Annotated in this window: 11 protein-coding genes; 7 read left to right on the top strand and 4 right to left on the bottom strand. The window is 61.4% G+C overall.

The window, feature by feature from the left end; genetic code table 11:
* Positions 1–14: 14 nt before the first annotated feature.
* Positions 15–887, bottom strand: coding sequence for a glycoside hydrolase family 16 protein (locus AQZ49_RS03300; protein WP_067612924.1), 873 nt, complete (start codon positions 885–887; stop codon positions 15–17).
* A gap of 304 nt (positions 888–1191) precedes the next feature.
* On the opposite strand from AQZ49_RS03300, the gene AQZ49_RS03305 reads away from it, so the two are divergent.
* Together AQZ49_RS03305 and AQZ49_RS03310 are read left to right on the top strand one after the other, a co-directional pair.
* Positions 1192–2448, top strand: coding sequence for an acyltransferase family protein (locus tag AQZ49_RS03305; RefSeq protein WP_082701291.1), 1257 nt, complete (start codon positions 1192–1194; stop codon positions 2446–2448).
* Positions 2449–2751: 303 nt separating this feature from the next.
* Entirely contained in the window at positions 2752–3369 is a 618-nt protein-coding gene (locus tag AQZ49_RS03310; RefSeq protein ID WP_067612930.1) for a hypothetical protein, read from the top strand.
* 18 nt (positions 3370–3387) lie between these two features.
* Here AQZ49_RS03310 and AQZ49_RS03315 read toward each other — a convergent pair whose 3' ends face one another.
* Complete coding sequence (locus AQZ49_RS03315; RefSeq protein WP_067612934.1) at positions 3388–4689, bottom strand: O-antigen ligase family protein; 1302 nt, start codon at positions 4687–4689, stop codon at positions 3388–3390.
* Between the two features lie 225 nt (positions 4690–4914).
* Here AQZ49_RS03315 and AQZ49_RS03320 point away from each other — a divergent pair, with 225 nt between their 5' ends.
* From AQZ49_RS03320 to AQZ49_RS03340, 5 genes are all read left to right on the top strand, one after another.
* Positions 4915–5829 carry a polysaccharide biosynthesis/export family protein gene (locus tag AQZ49_RS03320; RefSeq protein WP_197410901.1) on the top strand — a complete coding sequence of 305 codons (915 nt, stop codon included), beginning with the start codon at positions 4915–4917 and terminating at the stop codon, positions 5827–5829.
* Between the two features lie 18 nt (positions 5830–5847).
* Entirely contained in the window at positions 5848–8079 is a 2232-nt protein-coding gene (locus AQZ49_RS03325) for a GumC family protein (protein ID WP_067612940.1), read from the top strand.
* A gap of 185 nt (positions 8080–8264) precedes the next feature.
* Positions 8265–9077, top strand: a complete 813-nt coding sequence (locus tag AQZ49_RS03330) for a WecB/TagA/CpsF family glycosyltransferase (RefSeq protein ID WP_067612943.1) — start codon at positions 8265–8267, stop codon at positions 9075–9077.
* Complete coding sequence (locus AQZ49_RS03335; protein WP_197410902.1) at positions 9067–10293, top strand: glycosyltransferase; 1227 nt, start codon at positions 9067–9069, stop codon at positions 10291–10293. The genes AQZ49_RS03330 and AQZ49_RS03335 overlap by 11 nt, the downstream gene beginning before the upstream one ends.
* Positions 10290–11750 carry a flippase gene (locus AQZ49_RS03340; protein ID WP_067612948.1) on the top strand — a complete coding sequence of 487 codons (1461 nt, stop codon included), beginning with the start codon at positions 10290–10292 and terminating at the stop codon, positions 11748–11750. Before AQZ49_RS03335 ends, AQZ49_RS03340 begins: the two co-directional genes overlap by 4 nt.
* A 38-nt stretch (positions 11751–11788) precedes the next feature.
* On the opposite strand, the gene AQZ49_RS03345 is transcribed toward AQZ49_RS03340, so the two are convergent.
* Together AQZ49_RS03345 and AQZ49_RS03350 are read right to left on the bottom strand one after the other, a co-directional pair.
* On the bottom strand, positions 11789–14053 hold the full coding sequence (locus AQZ49_RS03345) for an NADP-dependent malic enzyme (RefSeq protein WP_067612950.1): 2265 nt from the start codon (positions 14051–14053) through the stop codon (positions 11789–11791).
* 77 nt (positions 14054–14130) lie between these two features.
* On the bottom strand, positions 14131–15786 hold the full coding sequence (locus tag AQZ49_RS03350) for a hypothetical protein (protein WP_231738672.1): 1656 nt from the start codon (positions 15784–15786) through the stop codon (positions 14131–14133).
* Between the last annotated feature and the right edge of the window lie 92 nt (positions 15787–15878).

Raw genomic sequence — 15878 nt, forward strand, 5'->3', positions numbered from 1 at the left:
ACTGTTCGGCAGGATCAGAGTTGGCGCGGCGCATAAGGGATGATGCGCGCCACGCCGCCAAAATGCACCATCCTGTTGTACACTGCCGATACCGGCTGCTCGGGCGTGACTCCGCCCCAATCGCGCGGCCCGCTCCACACATTGGCCATCATCCACCCGCCGTTTGGTGGCGCATGACTCAGGCCCGGCTCGGTCATGGCATGAACCGGTTTGCCGTCGACGGTGTAGATCACGCGGTTTGCGACCCATAGAAAGCCATAGCGGTGATAACCGGTCGATGGATTGAACGGCAATGGCTGGCGCCATGTGGTGTTCGACGGATGAAGCGTGAAATGCACATAGCCGGGTTGATCGGGATGTGTGGCCCACGGTTCATTGGCCAGAAATTCGATATCGATTTCCAGCGGACCGAAACTGGCGCCGCGCCAACTGCGCCCCTTGGTGTCGCGCGCCTGGATCCAGAAAAACGACAGGCATCCCCCGGCGCGATGTTCGGGATCGACCACCATGCGGGTTTCGTAATAACCGCGCGCGGTGCCGGGAAAACCGTCAGACATGACTTCGCTGGCGAGTGTCCGGCCCCCATCACGCACCGTGCTGAGGCGCAGATAGCCCTTACCGGGGTCATTCAGCCCACTGGGATCCTGTTCGCTCACTTGCGCCAGTGCCGGTGTCATGAACCCTTCATGGCCGACCAGCCACGGCCCGGAAATCTGCAGGGTGTCGCGCACGTGCTGCCCGATGATGCCATGCAGCCGGTCGTCAACCGGATGAATGGCGTGGTGCAGGGGGCTGAAATCCGCATCGACGATGGTGCGCGGGCTGGCACAACCGCTCATGATCGCGGATTGACCACCTATCAACATCAGCGCCAACCCCATCAACATGCGCAATTGCGTTTCTCCAATAACGAACTTCGAATCAGCCTATGTATCTGGTACGCCTTCTTCTCATTCCGGGAATGCTGATTTGATTGAAGGCTTGGCGCCTGGCCTGCAATAAAAATGCAAGATAAGTCATGTCCGTCTTCGGAAAGAATCGTTTAAAAATACACCTTCCTTTGCGTCGATGAATGAAGGTGAATTTTAAGAGTTAGTAACATTAATTAATTCTAAATTGGGCCGTCGGGTAAATTTTATTTTGCTTGTGGTTCGTTATCTATTCAATTCGAGATCAGGAACAGGAGATGCCATGAGGACCTTGGAGTCGCGATTTGACGAATGTAGAGGCGTCGGTCCGGGCTTTGATCACATGCGAGTTGGGCTGGCACTTTCCATCCTGCTTTGGCACAGCTTCGGGTTGAGTCGCGGCTTGCTGTGGGTTCAGACACTGCCTGTGTTTCCATTTCGTCCGCTTCTTGCTGCGTTGCTGCCGATGTTTTTCTCTCTTAGCGGGATACTTGTGATTGGTAGTGCGATTCGGCTCAATAGCTTGCGCACATTCATCACCTTCCGGGTCCTGCGCATTCTGCCCGCATTGTTTACTGAGGTCTCGTTGTCGGCGCTGATTTTTGGGCCCATGCTGACCGTATTGCCGTTGCGGGGTTATTTCACCAGCCCGGAATTCTTTGAATATTTCGGATCTTTCATAGGCCGGGCACGCTTTAGCCTGCCGGGGGTATTTCTCGACAACCCCATGCCGAAACTCGTCAATGGTGCTTTGTGGACGGTCGGGCCGGAAATCTTTTGCTATGTCACATTGTCGCTGCTGATTGTCACCGGCATTTACCGTCAACGCCGCGCCATGCTCGCTGTGACGATCCTTTTTATGCTGTCATGCATCTGGTCCGATCAGATTGATACCCAGGCGATTCTGCGGGCGTTGCCCAGCCGCTCGCTCATCTGTGCGTTCCTGTTTGGGAACCTGATCTATCTCTATCGTGATAAATTGCCTTATTCGCAGTTGCTCGCGGTGGGAGTGTTTGTGGTGTCGCTAGGCGCCATTGCCGTTGCCGAATACTCGAGCGCCTATAACTTCCTGATCTACCCGGCCATCCTCGGCCTGAGCTACGTTACGGCGATCATAGGTTTCAGCCCACTGCCTCCGCTGCCGTTCTTTCACAGGGGGGATTATAGCTATGGCATCTATATCTATGGCTTTCCGATACAGCAGGCGCTGCTGCACTTTTTCCCTGCGCATCGAACCGCGCTGTTCGTTACCGTCACCGCCCTGCCGCTCACACTGCTTTGTGCAATCGGATCGTGGCACTTGATCGAAAAGCCTGTTCTGGGCCTGCGCAAGCATCTTTTGCCAAAACAGCGTCGACCCGTCGAACAGGAAGGCACCGTGCGGGCATGGACTCCACGAACCGTTGGCATCACGGTGTGTCTCCTGGCGTATGGCTTGTTCGTAGCGCACGCATCGGCCCTGTTTCCATTGCGCAGCGCCGCCGGACGGTTGCTGGGCGCGAACACCCCAACGACTACGCAAGCAGGTCCGCAGTTTTAGATAAAAACGAATAAAATTATTCTAGAGCAATAAAATGGAGCGCCCGGCGTCAGATTGGACGCCACGCGCTCCACGCCATTGGGGCGAATTGGGTTGAGCGTGGTCATGCAGCAAAACATCTGTGCGATGCGCCTATGTGTCCTTGGAGTGGGCTTGGTGAACAAGGTTGGCCTGCTCACTTTATAGGCATTTTTCGGGCTGGCCGTGGCAATCTGGAGGCCGATGTTCATTGTTGCCTGGAATTGATAAAGACAGGGATGGCCGGGCGTTCTGGCGCTCGGTCATCACCGCATAAGGAACCGTATGGAAATCTCAGGTCCATTGTCGCCCATCGCAGGTTTCGTCTACATCGCCACCAGCGGCCTCGCGCTGGTGGCTGCAACATGCACACCTGCCACGCGTCGCAAGCTGGCGGTGATCAACTGGGGCGCGGTCGCTGTCATCTTTGTGGCGCTGGCGGTGTGGCGGCTGACCGATGGCGAGATTCTGTTGCAGGACTATGTGCGCGGGTGGACCCGCGGCCATGGCGTCTATGATGATCGCCACGTCTTCCAGGTTCCGGTGACGCTTGGTGCGGTTCTGGTGATGGCGGCGCTGGTCGTCCTGGCGCAGCGGTCGTCCGGCGTGGGGCGTTCGGGGCAGGCGCTCGCCCTTTCACTTGTCATGGTGGTTTATACCGCCGTACGCGCAACCTCGCTCCACGCGATTGACGAGATTCTCTATCAATCGCTGGGGCCGATCCATGTCAATTATCTGATCGATCTTGGCCTGACCGCGCTGGTTGCGGCGCTGGCGATTTTCGAATGTCGCCAGGTGGCGACATCCGCATCGCGCCGACATCGTTCATCGTCATCGCGCACGCGTCGGTCACGGTCTGCCGACCGTGATCCGGATCGCCCCCGTCGTCGCCGTCGTCAATGATCGATACTTTTCGCGATCTCAGGCGACACGCGGCTTGCGCCGCACCCAGAATGCCCAGTCGATCACGTAACTGTGTTGTGCGCAAGCGACGCACGCGCCCAGCAGAATGGTAAACCAGGTTAGCGTGCCACCCTGATAAGTAACTGAAAATCCCATGATAATCAGCATGCTCAGGCTCATCGCAATGCCACGATAGAACCCGGCATCGGCTACGTTTGCCATGGCCTCGGCGCGAAACAGGCCGCCCAGAGCGGCAATGCAGGCGAAGAACAGCGCCAACGTCGCCGGCAGACCAAACCGCACGGCATAGAGCAGCCAGTGCGCGTCGATGCTCGACGTCAACATCCAGTCGGGCCGCCGGTAGGGGTCAAAGCCGATGCCAACCCAGGGATGCGCGAGCACCGATTGCGTTGCATATTGCCAGATTGCCACACGAAAGTATCCGGTGGACGGATCGAGCGTGGCAAACCGGATGAACAGGCCGATCGGACCGCCCTTCGACAGAAAGCTGATGCCGGCTATCACGATGACCAGTCCGGTAAACAGCACGGGCCAGGTCAATTCGCGTACCTGGCGTGTAAGCCAGTCGTAAAGCAGCATGCCGACGATGGCGAACAACGCCAGAATGGCTGCGGAACTCACCGTAAAGATCGCCGTCGCGGATGCGGCGATGGCCAGCCACAAGGGCCAGCCGCGAATGCCGCTTTTCCAATAGATTCCCAGCAGTGTGGCCATGTGCAATCCGGCTTCGATCGGGTGCACCCAGGGGCCATAGGCACGCATCAGGCCAAAGCGGATGCGGACGTCGATCACGTCATTGATATTCTCCGTGCCGCTCGCGTAGTGCAGTCCGCCGAAAATCTTGACGAAAAACGGGCGCACCAGCAATTGGTGCGTCACGGATTCCACGCCCAGACTGATGCCGGCAAGAAAGAAGCCCGGCGTGCACAGGATCAGCGCGCGGCGCATGTCATCCAGCGACCGGAACGAGATCCGCGCCATGTAATATCCGGCGACCGCATCAAACGCGAACGACACGCCGCTGACCAGCGCACGATCTGCGCCGTATACCGCCCACAGCGATATCACCATCCATGAGCCCAGGATCAGGATCAGCCAGTCTGGCAGAACGAACCGGATCGCACCGTTCCACAAGTGCCAGGCCACCCATGGCATAGTCAGCGCCAGGGCCAGGCGATCCATATAGATGAAGTTTTCGCCGACGTGGATCGATACCTCACGCGGGAGCAGCGTGGCATAGATCACCAGCACCATCGGCCAGATCGCCACCGGGCGGTTGCCGACCCGCACATGCCCCATAGCCTTTCGCGCGACAATTGTGCCGACGTCGTCTGAAAGGGGGATTGCGGAAGATGGATAGGCTGACGGCATCGCGGTCCAGGGGTTCCGACTGCAAGTGAATTCTCTCAGCGTTCGATACTAGCGGCTGGTCAGCCGAAGGGAAGCCCTGTTTGGCAAAGTCTTACCGCACTGCGCAATTTGACCCTTTATGGCACGGCGGTGGCGGGTATGCCTGATTGCAGCATGGGCAGGCTTGCCGTTACAAAGCACAGGCATAGCCGAGATTCGGCAAATGGGGTGGATGAGTGCTGCACTTTTTGGTGCGGCGGGTGCGTGCTAGAATATCAGCAGGATTTGTTGGTTGCACTGCAGCAGGTTTTACGGCACGTCCCGCGTGTGGATGGAACGAACAAAGTCCGTGTGCTGAAAGCGGAGAAATGGTGGGCAATGGCAACGAAATTCAATCGCGCATGGCGACCGTGTCTGCTCGGGGTGCTGACCTTGGGGCTGGGTGCTTGTGCCGGGGATTACAAGGCCACTGTGGGCGCCTATGAGCCGACCAAGTCGGATCTGATGGGCCAGGCGCGGCTTAGTGCCGAGACCCCTGCCATTTATCGGCTGGGTGCCGGCGACGCGATTCAGATCAAAGTTTATGGCGAGCCGGACTTGTCGTTCGATCGGTTGGTGATTGACCAATCGGGGACATTCAACCTGGCCATTGCCGGTGACGTCCAGGCGGCCGGGCTGACCGCGAACGAGCTGGCGGAGCACCTTCGGGCGGCGCTGGGCAGGCAGATCATCAACCCGCAAGTGACCGTCAATCTGCTCGAATACGGTTCGCAAAAGATCACCGTCGAAGGCGCGGTTGCCAAACCGGGGATTTATACCCTGCCGCCGGGCACGACATTGCTGGGCGCACTGGCAACCGCCGGGGACCCCGAGCGCGTGGCGCGGGTCAAGGCCATTGCGATCATCCGTACCGATGACAAGGGCAAGCTGCTTGCCGTGGTCGATCTGCACGCGGTGCGGGCCGGCAAGATGATCGATCCGGTTCTGATGGCCAACGACCGGGTGGTTGTCGGCGTTTCGGCGGGGCGGACATTCTATCAGGATATGCTGTCGCTTATCCCGGCTGCAGTCATCTTTTCACGGTTTTAATCAGGGCGGCGTTTGACCATGAACACCACAATCCAACCCGCCGGCGCGCCTGACTATATTGGTCGTTTCATGCCCCGGCCCACTGACGACGGGGACGAAAAGTCCGGTTTCAGCTTCAACATCGCCGATCTGCGCGCGATGATGTGGCGCCAGCGGCGCGTTCTGCTGCAGGTGATCGGCGCCAGCCTGTTCATTGGTCTGGCCGTTTCGTTGCTGATGGCGCCACGGTACGAGGCCGAATCGACCGTGCGCGTCGACAACGAAAACGTGAAGATCGAAGCGGGGCAGGACGTCGATCCGGTGGTGGCGCTTGGCGATACCAACCGCTACCTCAACACGCAGGTGGTCGTCGTGGAAAGCCGGTCGATGGCATATGCGGTGATCGACGATCTCAAGCTCGACCAGAACGATGATTTTCTGCTGAAGATGCGTGAGCGGCTACCCGATGGCGCGATTCCGGCCAACTATCGCAAGGCGGCGCGCCGCCAGGCCGAAGCTGCCGTGCTGATGGCCAATTTGAAAGTCACCGTGCCGATCGACAACCGCGTGGTGGAACTGGACTTCACCAGCCCCAACGCAGCCGTAGCGGCACAAGTGGTCAACAGCTATGCGCGCAATTTCGTAACCAACAACATCAAGACCGGCTTGATGGCCAATGCCTATGCCCGCAAGGTGTTGAGCGATCAGATCGAGAGCCTGCGTGACCAGCTCGAAGTTTCCGAGCACAAGGCGATCGACTATGCGCGAACCAACAATCTGATCGATGCGAGCGATGCTTCCGGCGGTTCGGGAGCGTCCGACACCAAGGAAAACGCGGCCGGCAGCGGCAATTCGCAGTCGATCACCACGGCCAACCTGGTCCATCTCAACAGCCAGTATACCGATGCCGTGACCACGCGCATTTTGGCCGAGCAACGCTGGCGCGCGGCGCAGGCGACGCCGCTGTTGCAGATTGTCGAAGTGCAGGGCAACAGCTCGGTGTCGTCGCTGATGAACCAGCGTTCGATCGCGGCATCGGAATATGCGCAGCTCAGCGCGAAGTACAAACCGGATTTTCCGCAAGTGGTGCAGGCGCGGGCGCAACTCAACTCGCTCGACAACCAGCTTCAGGCCGTCGCCACCAACATCAAGAAATCGCTTGAATACCAATATCATGTTGCGCTTGATCAGGAAAAATCGCTGGCGAGCCAGCGCGATGCCCTGTCGGGCCAGACCTTGCAGGAACAAGGTCGGCGGGTTCAGTTGAACCTGATTGCCCGCGATGTCGATTCGCGTCGTCGTCAGCTCAATGACCTGATGGCGCGCTTTAACCAGATCAGCGCCGCGTCGGATATTGTGCGCAACAATATCTCGCAGCTCGACAGCGCCGAAGTGCCGGCGCGCCCGGTTTCACCGAACCTGCCCAAGAACATGGCGATTGCCTTTGCACTTGGTCTGGTCATTGCTGTGGGTATTGCGATTGCCCGTGAAGCGGTCGATGACACACTGCGGTCGCCGGAAGATGTCGAAAGCAAGCTGCACTTGCCGTTGTTGGGCACCACCCCCAACGCCCCGGACGAGGATCTTGGTGCTGGCGGCGACGATCGCAAGAGCGCGATCAACGAAGCCTATTACTCGATCCGCGCGGCGCTCGATTACGCCACGCTGACCGGTACGCCCGAAGTGCTGCAGGTGACCAGCAGCCAGCCATCGGAAGGCAAATCCACCACGTGTATCGCGCTGGCACGCGACTATGCCCGAATCGGCAAGCGGGTGTTGCTGATCGACGCCGACTTGCGGCGCCCTTCGCTGCACCGTCACTTCACCGCCGATCGCACGACCGGTCTCACCGAAGTGCTGCTTGGGCATCAAACGCTTGCCGATTGCATCATCAAGGTTGGCAAGGATTCGTTCGATCTGCTGCCGCTGGGCCAGGTGCCGACCAATCCGGTCGAAATCCTGTCATCGAACGCGCTCGGGGATTTCCTGGCCGCGACCAAGCCATCTTATGATGTGATCATCCTCGACTCTGCGCCGATCATGGGGTTGGCCGATGCGCCGCTGATCGCCCGCCAGGTGCAGACGGTGTTGCTGATCGTCGAAGCGAACCGCGCGCACAATGGCCAGGCCAAGGCTGCTGTCCGGCGTCTGCAGGACATTGGCGCCAGGATCGCCGGTGTCGTGCTGACCAAGTTTGACCACCGGATCGCCGGGTATAACTACGACTATCACTACAAGTATTATCAGTACGAAAACAGCGAGACAGCCTGATCAGCGGCCGTGCGGCTGGTTGACGTGGAGCCTGCGTTCCTGCGATTGCCCATTGGGCAGGATGCAGGGCGCGGGTGCGGCGGGATCGTCGGTCAAGATGTCGGTTCTCTCTGTTTCGATTGGTATGGAGCACTTGTGAGGATTCGCCGGTCTGGGGCACCAAACGTGCGAGGGGCGCTGGCCTCTTGATTACGCGCGATCATGGTGATGGGCGCGGGTTTCCGCGCGTACGCATACTCGGACTGGGGTTCGATCAGTTAAACCGCGACCTGGTCGCGGCCTACCTTCGTGCCTGGCCGCTTGACGGGCCCTATGGTTACGTAACGACGCCCAATGTCGACCATCTTGTTCGCCTGCGCACCGAACGCCATACGATCGAAGTCGAAGAAGCCTATGCGCAAAGCGATCTGACTTTGTGCGACAGCAAGGTGATGGGCCTGCTGTCACGCTTTTACGGGGTCCATCTCGAAGTATCGGCGGGCAGCGACGTCACCGCCGATTTGCTCGAAGGCATGGTGGGCAGCACCGACAGTGTGGTGATCATCGGCGGAGGCACGGATACGCTGCCGGCGCTGGCGGCGCGCTTTGGCCTGGGCAATCTGCGCCAGCACATTCCGCCGATGGGTCTGTTGCACAATGAAGCTGCGCTGGACGCAGCGGCCCGGTTCATCGTCGCCAATCCCGCACGCTTTGTATTTATCGCGGTAGGATCGCCGCAGCAGGAAATCATTGCGTTGCGGGCCAAGAAGATGGGCGCAACGTGCGGGATCGCGCTGTGTGTCGGCGCATCGCTCGATTACCTGACCGGGCGAAGTCAGCGCGCGCCGTGGTTGCTGCAGGCCTTGGCGCTGGAATGGCTGTACCGGTTGATCCGCGAGCCACGCCGCCTGTGGCGCCGTTATCTGGTGCGATCGCCCCGGATATTTGCGCTGATGCACAAGGATGCCCGTGAGCGGCGGCGCGCGCGCAAGCGCGGGCGGGGTGGACATGATGCCTGACCGACGGGCCTCCGGCAGAATTGTTCATGTTTCGGGCGATTTTCCCGACCAGTTCCAACCCGCCAAGACCCGCGCCATCGAAAGCCTGGTGCGCCTGGTCGATGATCGCTTTGAACAGCAGGTCTTTTCGCTGAACCGCGCGGCCCCCGGCGCGGCGTTGCTGTCGGCTGCGTTGGCCAATCCCCTGCGGCCGCGTCTTGGTATTGAAACCGGTGGCGCGCACGATGGCGTCACGCCGGTCCGCTATCTGGCGCCGGGCAAGGGGATCTATCATGCTGCCATGCTGGGCAATCTGGGCGATTGGCTGGCCGATCGTCTGGCTGCGGGGCCGCGTCCTGGTCTGATCGTGGGGCACAAGCTTTCTGTGGAGGGACTTGCGGTGGCGCGCGCGGCCCGCGTGCTGAATGTGCCTTATGCGCTGTCGATCCAGGGTGATTCCGATCTCAAGATCCTGTCGGCACGTCCCGATCTGCGCGCGCGTTTTGCGCGGGTGTTCCATGGGGCGGCGATGGTGTTCCATTTTGCGCCCTGGGCCCTTGCACGGATCGAGGCGCAGTTGGGCCCGCGCAGCGGCGCATCGACGCTGGTGCCCTGTCCGGTCAGCAACGCGCAGATCATTCCCCCCCGCGAAGACGGCGACGGTCTGCTGTCGATCTTTCACCTGCAAAGCCATCGCCGCAAGAATTTGGCGCGCATGGTCGCGGCCAGCGATCGTGCGGCAAAGGTGGTGCCGGGTCTGCGGCTGGCGGTTGTCGGTGGCGGCAATGCTGCGCAGCATGCGCGGTGCGACGCGCTGGTGACCGGCCATGCCTGCGTGCTGGAAGGCGCCTTGCCGCTGGAGCAGATCCCTGCGCGCCTCAACCGCGCCAGCGGCTTTGTGCTGGCTTCGCTGCGCGAAAGTTTCGGCCTCGTGTTCATCGAGGCCTTGCTGGCCGGGGTGCCGATTGCTTATCCCGCCGACTGGGCGGTTGACGGGTATTTCGATGATGCACCCTTTGCCTTGCGCGTCGACAATCGCGATGTCGGCGCCATTGCCGAGGCGATGGTGCGCCTGGTGCGGGACGAACGCCCCCTCAAGGCGGCGCTCTCCACATGGCAGCAATGCGCGCAAGTGCGCATTTTCCAACGCCGCGCAATCGGCGATGCTTTTGCCGCAGGGCTTGCAACCGCAATGTCTATTCCTGCCAACACCTCCATGACGGGCCTCACGCCATGAGTATCGGCCGCAATGCCTTGTACAACTTTGTGGGTACGGCCGTGCCGACCGTGCTCGCGCTGGTCACGGTGCCGGCCTATCTGAAGCTGATCGGGCCCGAACGTTATGGCGTGCTGGCGATCGCGTGGCTGGTACTGGGCTATTTCGGGGTGTTCGATCTGGGGCTGGGCCGCGCCACGTCGCAGCGCATTTCGACTTTGCGCGACGCCGGTGCCGATGCCCGCGCCACTGCGTTCGGCACGGCCTTGGTCAGCAATCTGTGCGTCGGGCTGGTTGGCGCGCTGATCATGTGGCCGGCATCCTACGTGATGTTTTCGATGGAAATGAAGCTGGCCCCGGCGATGCTGGTCGAAACGCTGGCGGCATTGCCCCTGCTGGCGCTGGCGGTGCCGGTGGCGACCACGCTGGGGGTGCTGTCGGGCGCGCTGATGGCGCGTGAGAAATTCTTTCTGACCAACCGCATTTCGATCACCAACACGTGTCTGTTCCAGATCCTGCCGTTGTCGGTGGCCTGGTTTTTCGGACCAAACATGGTGACCTTGCTGGCGGCATCCATCACCGCGCGCATGGTCGGGCTGGTGCTCTACTGGATTGAATGCAGACGCGAATTCGGGGCGGATGCGTTTCGCCGGTTCGATCGCGGGCAATTGCGCGAATTGCTCAGCTATGGCGGGTGGGTGACCGTTTCGGCGATATTCAGCCCGTTTATCCAGGTGATCGACCGGTTCCTGATCGGGGCGATGCTGGGCAGCTATGCCGTCACCGTCTATGTCGTGCCCACCCAGTTGACCTCGCGCGTGCAAACCGTTTCGGGCGCCCTGTGCAACGCCTTGTTCCCGCGCATGGCGATGGCCAGCGGCGAGGATGCGGATCGCCTGGCGCGCGATGCCGTGGGCGTGCAACTCGCGCTGCTGACCCCGCTGATCGCTGGCGCCTTTGTGCTGATGCAGAATGGCATGGAATTCTGGGTGGGGCGAAAACTCGGTCTCGAAACCACCCCGATCGCGCGCATATTGCTGCTGGCGGCATGGCTGAACATGTTTGCCAATGTGCCGTTTGCCCGGTTGCAGGCGAAAGGTCGGCCCGATCTGGTGACCAAGGTCATGTTGTCCGAATTGCCGTTCTTTCTGGTCGCGCTGTACTTTTCGGTGGTGCACTGGGGCGTGCTGGGCGCGGCGGTGGTCTATTTCGCCCGGTTTGTGGTCGATCTGAGCGCGCTCAACTGGGTGAGTTCACGCCGCTTTGACCATTTTGCGCCGATTGCCGGATCGCTGTGTGCGTTCGGCCTGATCAACCTGGCGCTGCCACACGTCAGCGCGGGCCTGGGGGTGCGGTTTTTGTTGGCGGTGATCGTCGGGCTGCTGTTTGCCGTGCAATCGTGGATCGTGTTGCCGCCGCAATTGCGCGAGGTCGTGCGCAAGCGGCTGCACCGGTTCACGCAGTTGCGCGAAGGCTGACCGCGCAATTGCCGGCGGGGCCTTCGCGCCGCAACGGCTTATCCGGCAATCCCCGCCGCCGCCAGCACCGCCAAAGTCAGCAGATCGGGCGCCAGCGCGGTCATCGGCGCGATCTGCACCGGCTTTTCCATGCCGATCAGCATCGGGCCGATCACCGCGTTGCCGCCCAGTTCGCGCAGCAGCTTGGCCGAGATGTTGGCCGATTGCAGGCCGGGCATGATCAGCACATTGGCGCGGCCCGACAGGCGGCTGAACGGGTAATTGGCCATGACTTTGGGGTTGAGCGCCACATCGGGCGCCATGTCGCCCTCGTATTCGAAACCGGGCTGGCGTTGGTCGAGGATCGCGACGGCATCGCGGATGTTGTCGAGCCATTTGCCATAGGGATTGCCGAATGTCGAAAACGACAGGAACGCCACCCGCGGTTCGTGGCCCATCCGGCGCGCGACGGCGGCGGTTTCGATCGCGATCTGCGCCAGGTCTTCGGCGCTGGGGCGTTCGTTGACGGTGGTGTCGGCCATGAACACGGTGTCGTTCTTGCCCACCATCAGATGGATGCCGAAGGGAATGTGCCCCGGCTTGGGATCGAGCACGCGGCGCACTTCGGTCAGGGTCTGCGCAAAGGTGCGCGTCATCCCCGAAATCATCGCCTCGCCATGGCCCAGCGCGACCAGCAAGCTGGCGAACACGTTGCGGTCCTGGTTGACCATCCGCTTGATGTCACGTTCCAGAAAGCCCCGGCGTTGCAGACGCGGATAGAGATAGGCGACCATTTCGGGCACCAGCGGCGAAATCGCCGAATTGTGGATTTCATAGCTGGCGGGGTCCGACACCCCCAGTTCGGTCAGCTTGTCCAGCACGGCCTGGGTGCGCCCGACCAGCACCGGCGTGCCATAGCCGAAATCACGGTATTGCACGGCAGCGCGCAGCACCACCTCGTTTTCCGCCTCGGCAAACACCACACGGCGCGGGTTCTGCTTCACCTGGGCATAGACATTGGTCAGCACCGAGGTGGTCGGGTTCAGCCGCGCCTTGAGGCTGGTGCGATAGACGTCGAAATCTTCGATCGGCAGCCGCGCCACGCCCGAATCCATCGCCGCCTTGGCGACGGCCGACGATACGCGTTCCATCAGGCGCGGGTCGAACGGGGCGGGGATGATATAGTCGAGCCCGAACTGATGGTTCTTGCCATAGGCCGCAGCGACTTCTTCGGGCACGGTTTCACGCGCCAGTTCGGCAATGGCCTGCGCGGCGGCGATCTTCATCTCTTCGTTGATCGTGGTCGCGCGCACGTCGAGCGCGCCGCGAAAGATGAACGGAAAGCCCAGCACGTTGTTGACCTGGTTGGGATAGTCCGACCGGCCGGTGGCGATGATGCAGTCAGGACGCGCGGCCTTGGCCTCGGGCGGGGTGATCTCGGGGTCGGGATTGGCCATCGCAAAGATGATCGGCTGCGGCGCCATGTCCATCACCCATTCGGGCTTCAGCGCCTTGGCCGCCGAAAGGCCCAGGAAAATGTCCGCGCCTTTCAGCGCCTCTTCCAGGTTGCGCGCCGGGGTATCGACCGCATGCGCGCTCTTCCACTGGTCCATGCCGGTTTCGCGGCCCTGGTAGATCACGCCCGACCGGTCGCACATGATCACGTTGTCATGGCGCACGCCCATCGCCTTGATCAGCGCGGTGCAGGCAATCGCCGCCGCACCCGCCCCGTTGACCACGACTTTGACATCTTCCAGCTTGCGCCCGGTCAGGTGGCAGGCGTTGAGCAGGCCTGCGGCGGAAATGATCGCGGTGCCGTGCTGGTCATCGTGCATCACCGGGATCTTCATGCGGTCACGAAGGGCTTGTTCGATGATGAAGCATTCGGGCGCCTTGATGTCCTCAAGGTTGATCCCGCCAAAGCTCGGTTCGAGCAGGGCGACCGCCTCGATGAACTTGTCGGCGTCTTCGGTATCGACCTCGATATCGATCGAATCGACATCGGCAAAGCGCTTGAACAGCACGGCCTTGCCTTCCATCACCGGCTTGGCCGCCAGCGCGCCCAGATTGCCCATGCCCAGAATGGCGGTGCCGTTGGAAATCACCGCGACCAAGTTGCCCTTGGCGGTATAGTCGTAGGCACAGGCCGGATCGTCGGCAATCGCCTGCACCGGCACGGCCACGCCCGGCGAATAGGCCAGGCTGAGGTCGCGCTGCGTGGCCATCGGCTTGGAGGCGATGATCTCGATTTTGCCGGGGCGAATGGTCTTGTGATAGAACAGCGCTTCGCGTTCGGTGAAACGGACGTTGCTTTCATCAGACATCGCTAATCCCTAACTCTATGCGCCTTTGCGACGGCCCTGTCGGCTCTTTTCCGTTGCGTCAAGGCCGGATGGCATAATCACAATCCGCGCGGTTGCCAGTTCGGGATGGCCAGCGGGCGCACCGCAAACAGCATGCTGCGCCCGCTCTGCCAGACCAGTTGCAGGCGCGGATCGGGGCGCTGGGGCAGGCCGGTATCGATCAGCCAGACATAGTCCACACGTTCGATCGGAGCATATTTCAGCGCGCTGTCGACACTGCGCAAGCGCCCCCCGCCACAGCGCGGCGACCACACGAATTCCGACGGATCGGCGCTGAAATTGCGCCCGGGGCGAAACCGCGGGACCACCATGTGCAACCCCGGCACGGCCCAGTTGTCGTTGACCCAGGCCTGGCGATAGATGCTGGCAAGGCTGGCCAGATGGTCGCGCCGGGTGTTGCGCCATTGCACATCGAGGCACGAATGTTCGACAAAGGCGAGCACCCGGCTGCCGCGTTCGATATGCTGCAGCGCCGCCAACTGCGTACGGAAATCGTCGGCATAGTCGGCAAAGCTGGCCGCTGTTACCACCAGCCGCACCGCGAGCAGCACCATCCCGCTGTAGGCCACGGCCCAGGCCACGCGCGGGCGCGCCCGGCTCCAGTCCATCAGCCCGAGCAACAGCATGCAGGCCACCGGCAACAGTCGCACATCGACGAAATTGCTGCCGTTGATATCGCTGGGGATCAGGATGAATTCGATCAGGATGGTCAGGCCGGGCAGCAGGCGCGCCCAGGTCCAGCGCCCGCCGATCAGCCAGCCCAGTGCGATCAGGCTGTAGCACGCGATCGTCGTGACATAATCGAGCACCATCGACTGATCGCGCAGCGTCAGCAGCAGGTACCATTCCTTTTCGGTCCACCGCCAGAAATTGAAACTGCGCGCAGGCGGCGGCGACAGGAGTTTCCACAGCACGATCGTCACCACCGTGGCGACCAGCGGCCACAGCAGCACCGCCAGCCGCTGCAGCGCGGCGCGCCAGTCGTGCGCCGTCAGGCTGGCGCGAAACCGCGACGGACGCCACCAGCCCGGCGGCAGTGCGTCAACCTCTCGGCCAAAGGCATTGGCCATGACCAGCAGCGCCAGCGTCAGTCCGCCAATGGCATGGCACAGCATGGCAACCGGTTGCAGCACGATCAGCACCGCAGCGCGCCGATTGGGATGCGCCTCCAGCCGCACCGAGACTGCAAACGCGATCAGCGACAGCCCGGTGGCGAGGATATAGTTGAGAAAACCCGTCAGCAGCGGAAAGCTGAACACATAGACCAGCGCCCAGCCCGCGCCATAACCGCCGCGCGGGTTGACCGCACGGATCACCGCCAGACAGCCCCCGGTATAGAGCGCAGTGGCCAGCACGGTCGACCACCAGCCCGCCGCCAGCACGCCGAACGGCAGCCCGATCAGCTTCATCAGCACGCCGTCGCCGATGTTCAGCGTGAACACCCAGCGGTACGAGAAATACTTTTCCAGCGGGCTGTTGGGCCCGGCCGCCTCGATCGCGGCAGCGCCCATATGGCCGGGAATGTCGATCAGCGGCGGCACTTCGACCAGCCAGAACGGCGCGATGAACAACAGCACGATCAGCGCGATGCCAGGCCGCGTCAGCCAGGGCAGCGGCGCTGTGGTGTGCCGGTACGGCCAGAAGGCCGATGACCAGAAGCCGGGTTTGTGATTGTCGGCAGGTGCTTGCATCATGGTATCAGCAGCCCCTGTTTGTCGTGCGGCGCCGTTGCCATGTATGGTCGCGGAATTGTCGATATCCTGTGGCCTGCGGTTTGAGCTGTGCG

The sequence above is a fragment of the Novosphingobium sp. FSW06-99 genome (assembly GCF_001519065.1).
Classification (GTDB): domain Bacteria; phylum Pseudomonadota; class Alphaproteobacteria; order Sphingomonadales; family Sphingomonadaceae; genus Novosphingobium.

Coding starts and splice junctions, on each gene's coding strand:
- AQZ49_RS03300 (WP_067612924.1), bottom strand. CDS start 887: ATGTTGATGGGGTTGGCGCTGATGTTGATAGGTGGTCAATCCGCGATC.
- AQZ49_RS03305 (WP_082701291.1), top strand. CDS start 1,192: ATGAGGACCTTGGAGTCGCGATTTGACGAATGTAGAGGCGTCGGTCCG.
- AQZ49_RS03310 (WP_067612930.1), top strand. CDS start 2,752: ATGGAAATCTCAGGTCCATTGTCGCCCATCGCAGGTTTCGTCTACATC.
- AQZ49_RS03315 (WP_067612934.1), bottom strand. CDS start 4,689: ATGGGGCATGTGCGGGTCGGCAACCGCCCGGTGGCGATCTGGCCGATG.
- AQZ49_RS03320 (WP_197410901.1), top strand. CDS start 4,915: ATGGGCAGGCTTGCCGTTACAAAGCACAGGCATAGCCGAGATTCGGCA.
- AQZ49_RS03325 (WP_067612940.1), top strand. CDS start 5,848: ATGAACACCACAATCCAACCCGCCGGCGCGCCTGACTATATTGGTCGT.
- AQZ49_RS03335 (WP_197410902.1), top strand. CDS start 9,067: ATGATGCCTGACCGACGGGCCTCCGGCAGAATTGTTCATGTTTCGGGC.
- AQZ49_RS03340 (WP_067612948.1), top strand. CDS start 10,290: ATGAGTATCGGCCGCAATGCCTTGTACAACTTTGTGGGTACGGCCGTG.
- AQZ49_RS03345 (WP_067612950.1), bottom strand. CDS start 14,053: ATGTCTGATGAAAGCAACGTCCGTTTCACCGAACGCGAAGCGCTGTTC.
- AQZ49_RS03350 (WP_231738672.1), bottom strand. CDS start 15,786: ATGATGCAAGCACCTGCCGACAATCACAAACCCGGCTTCTGGTCATCG.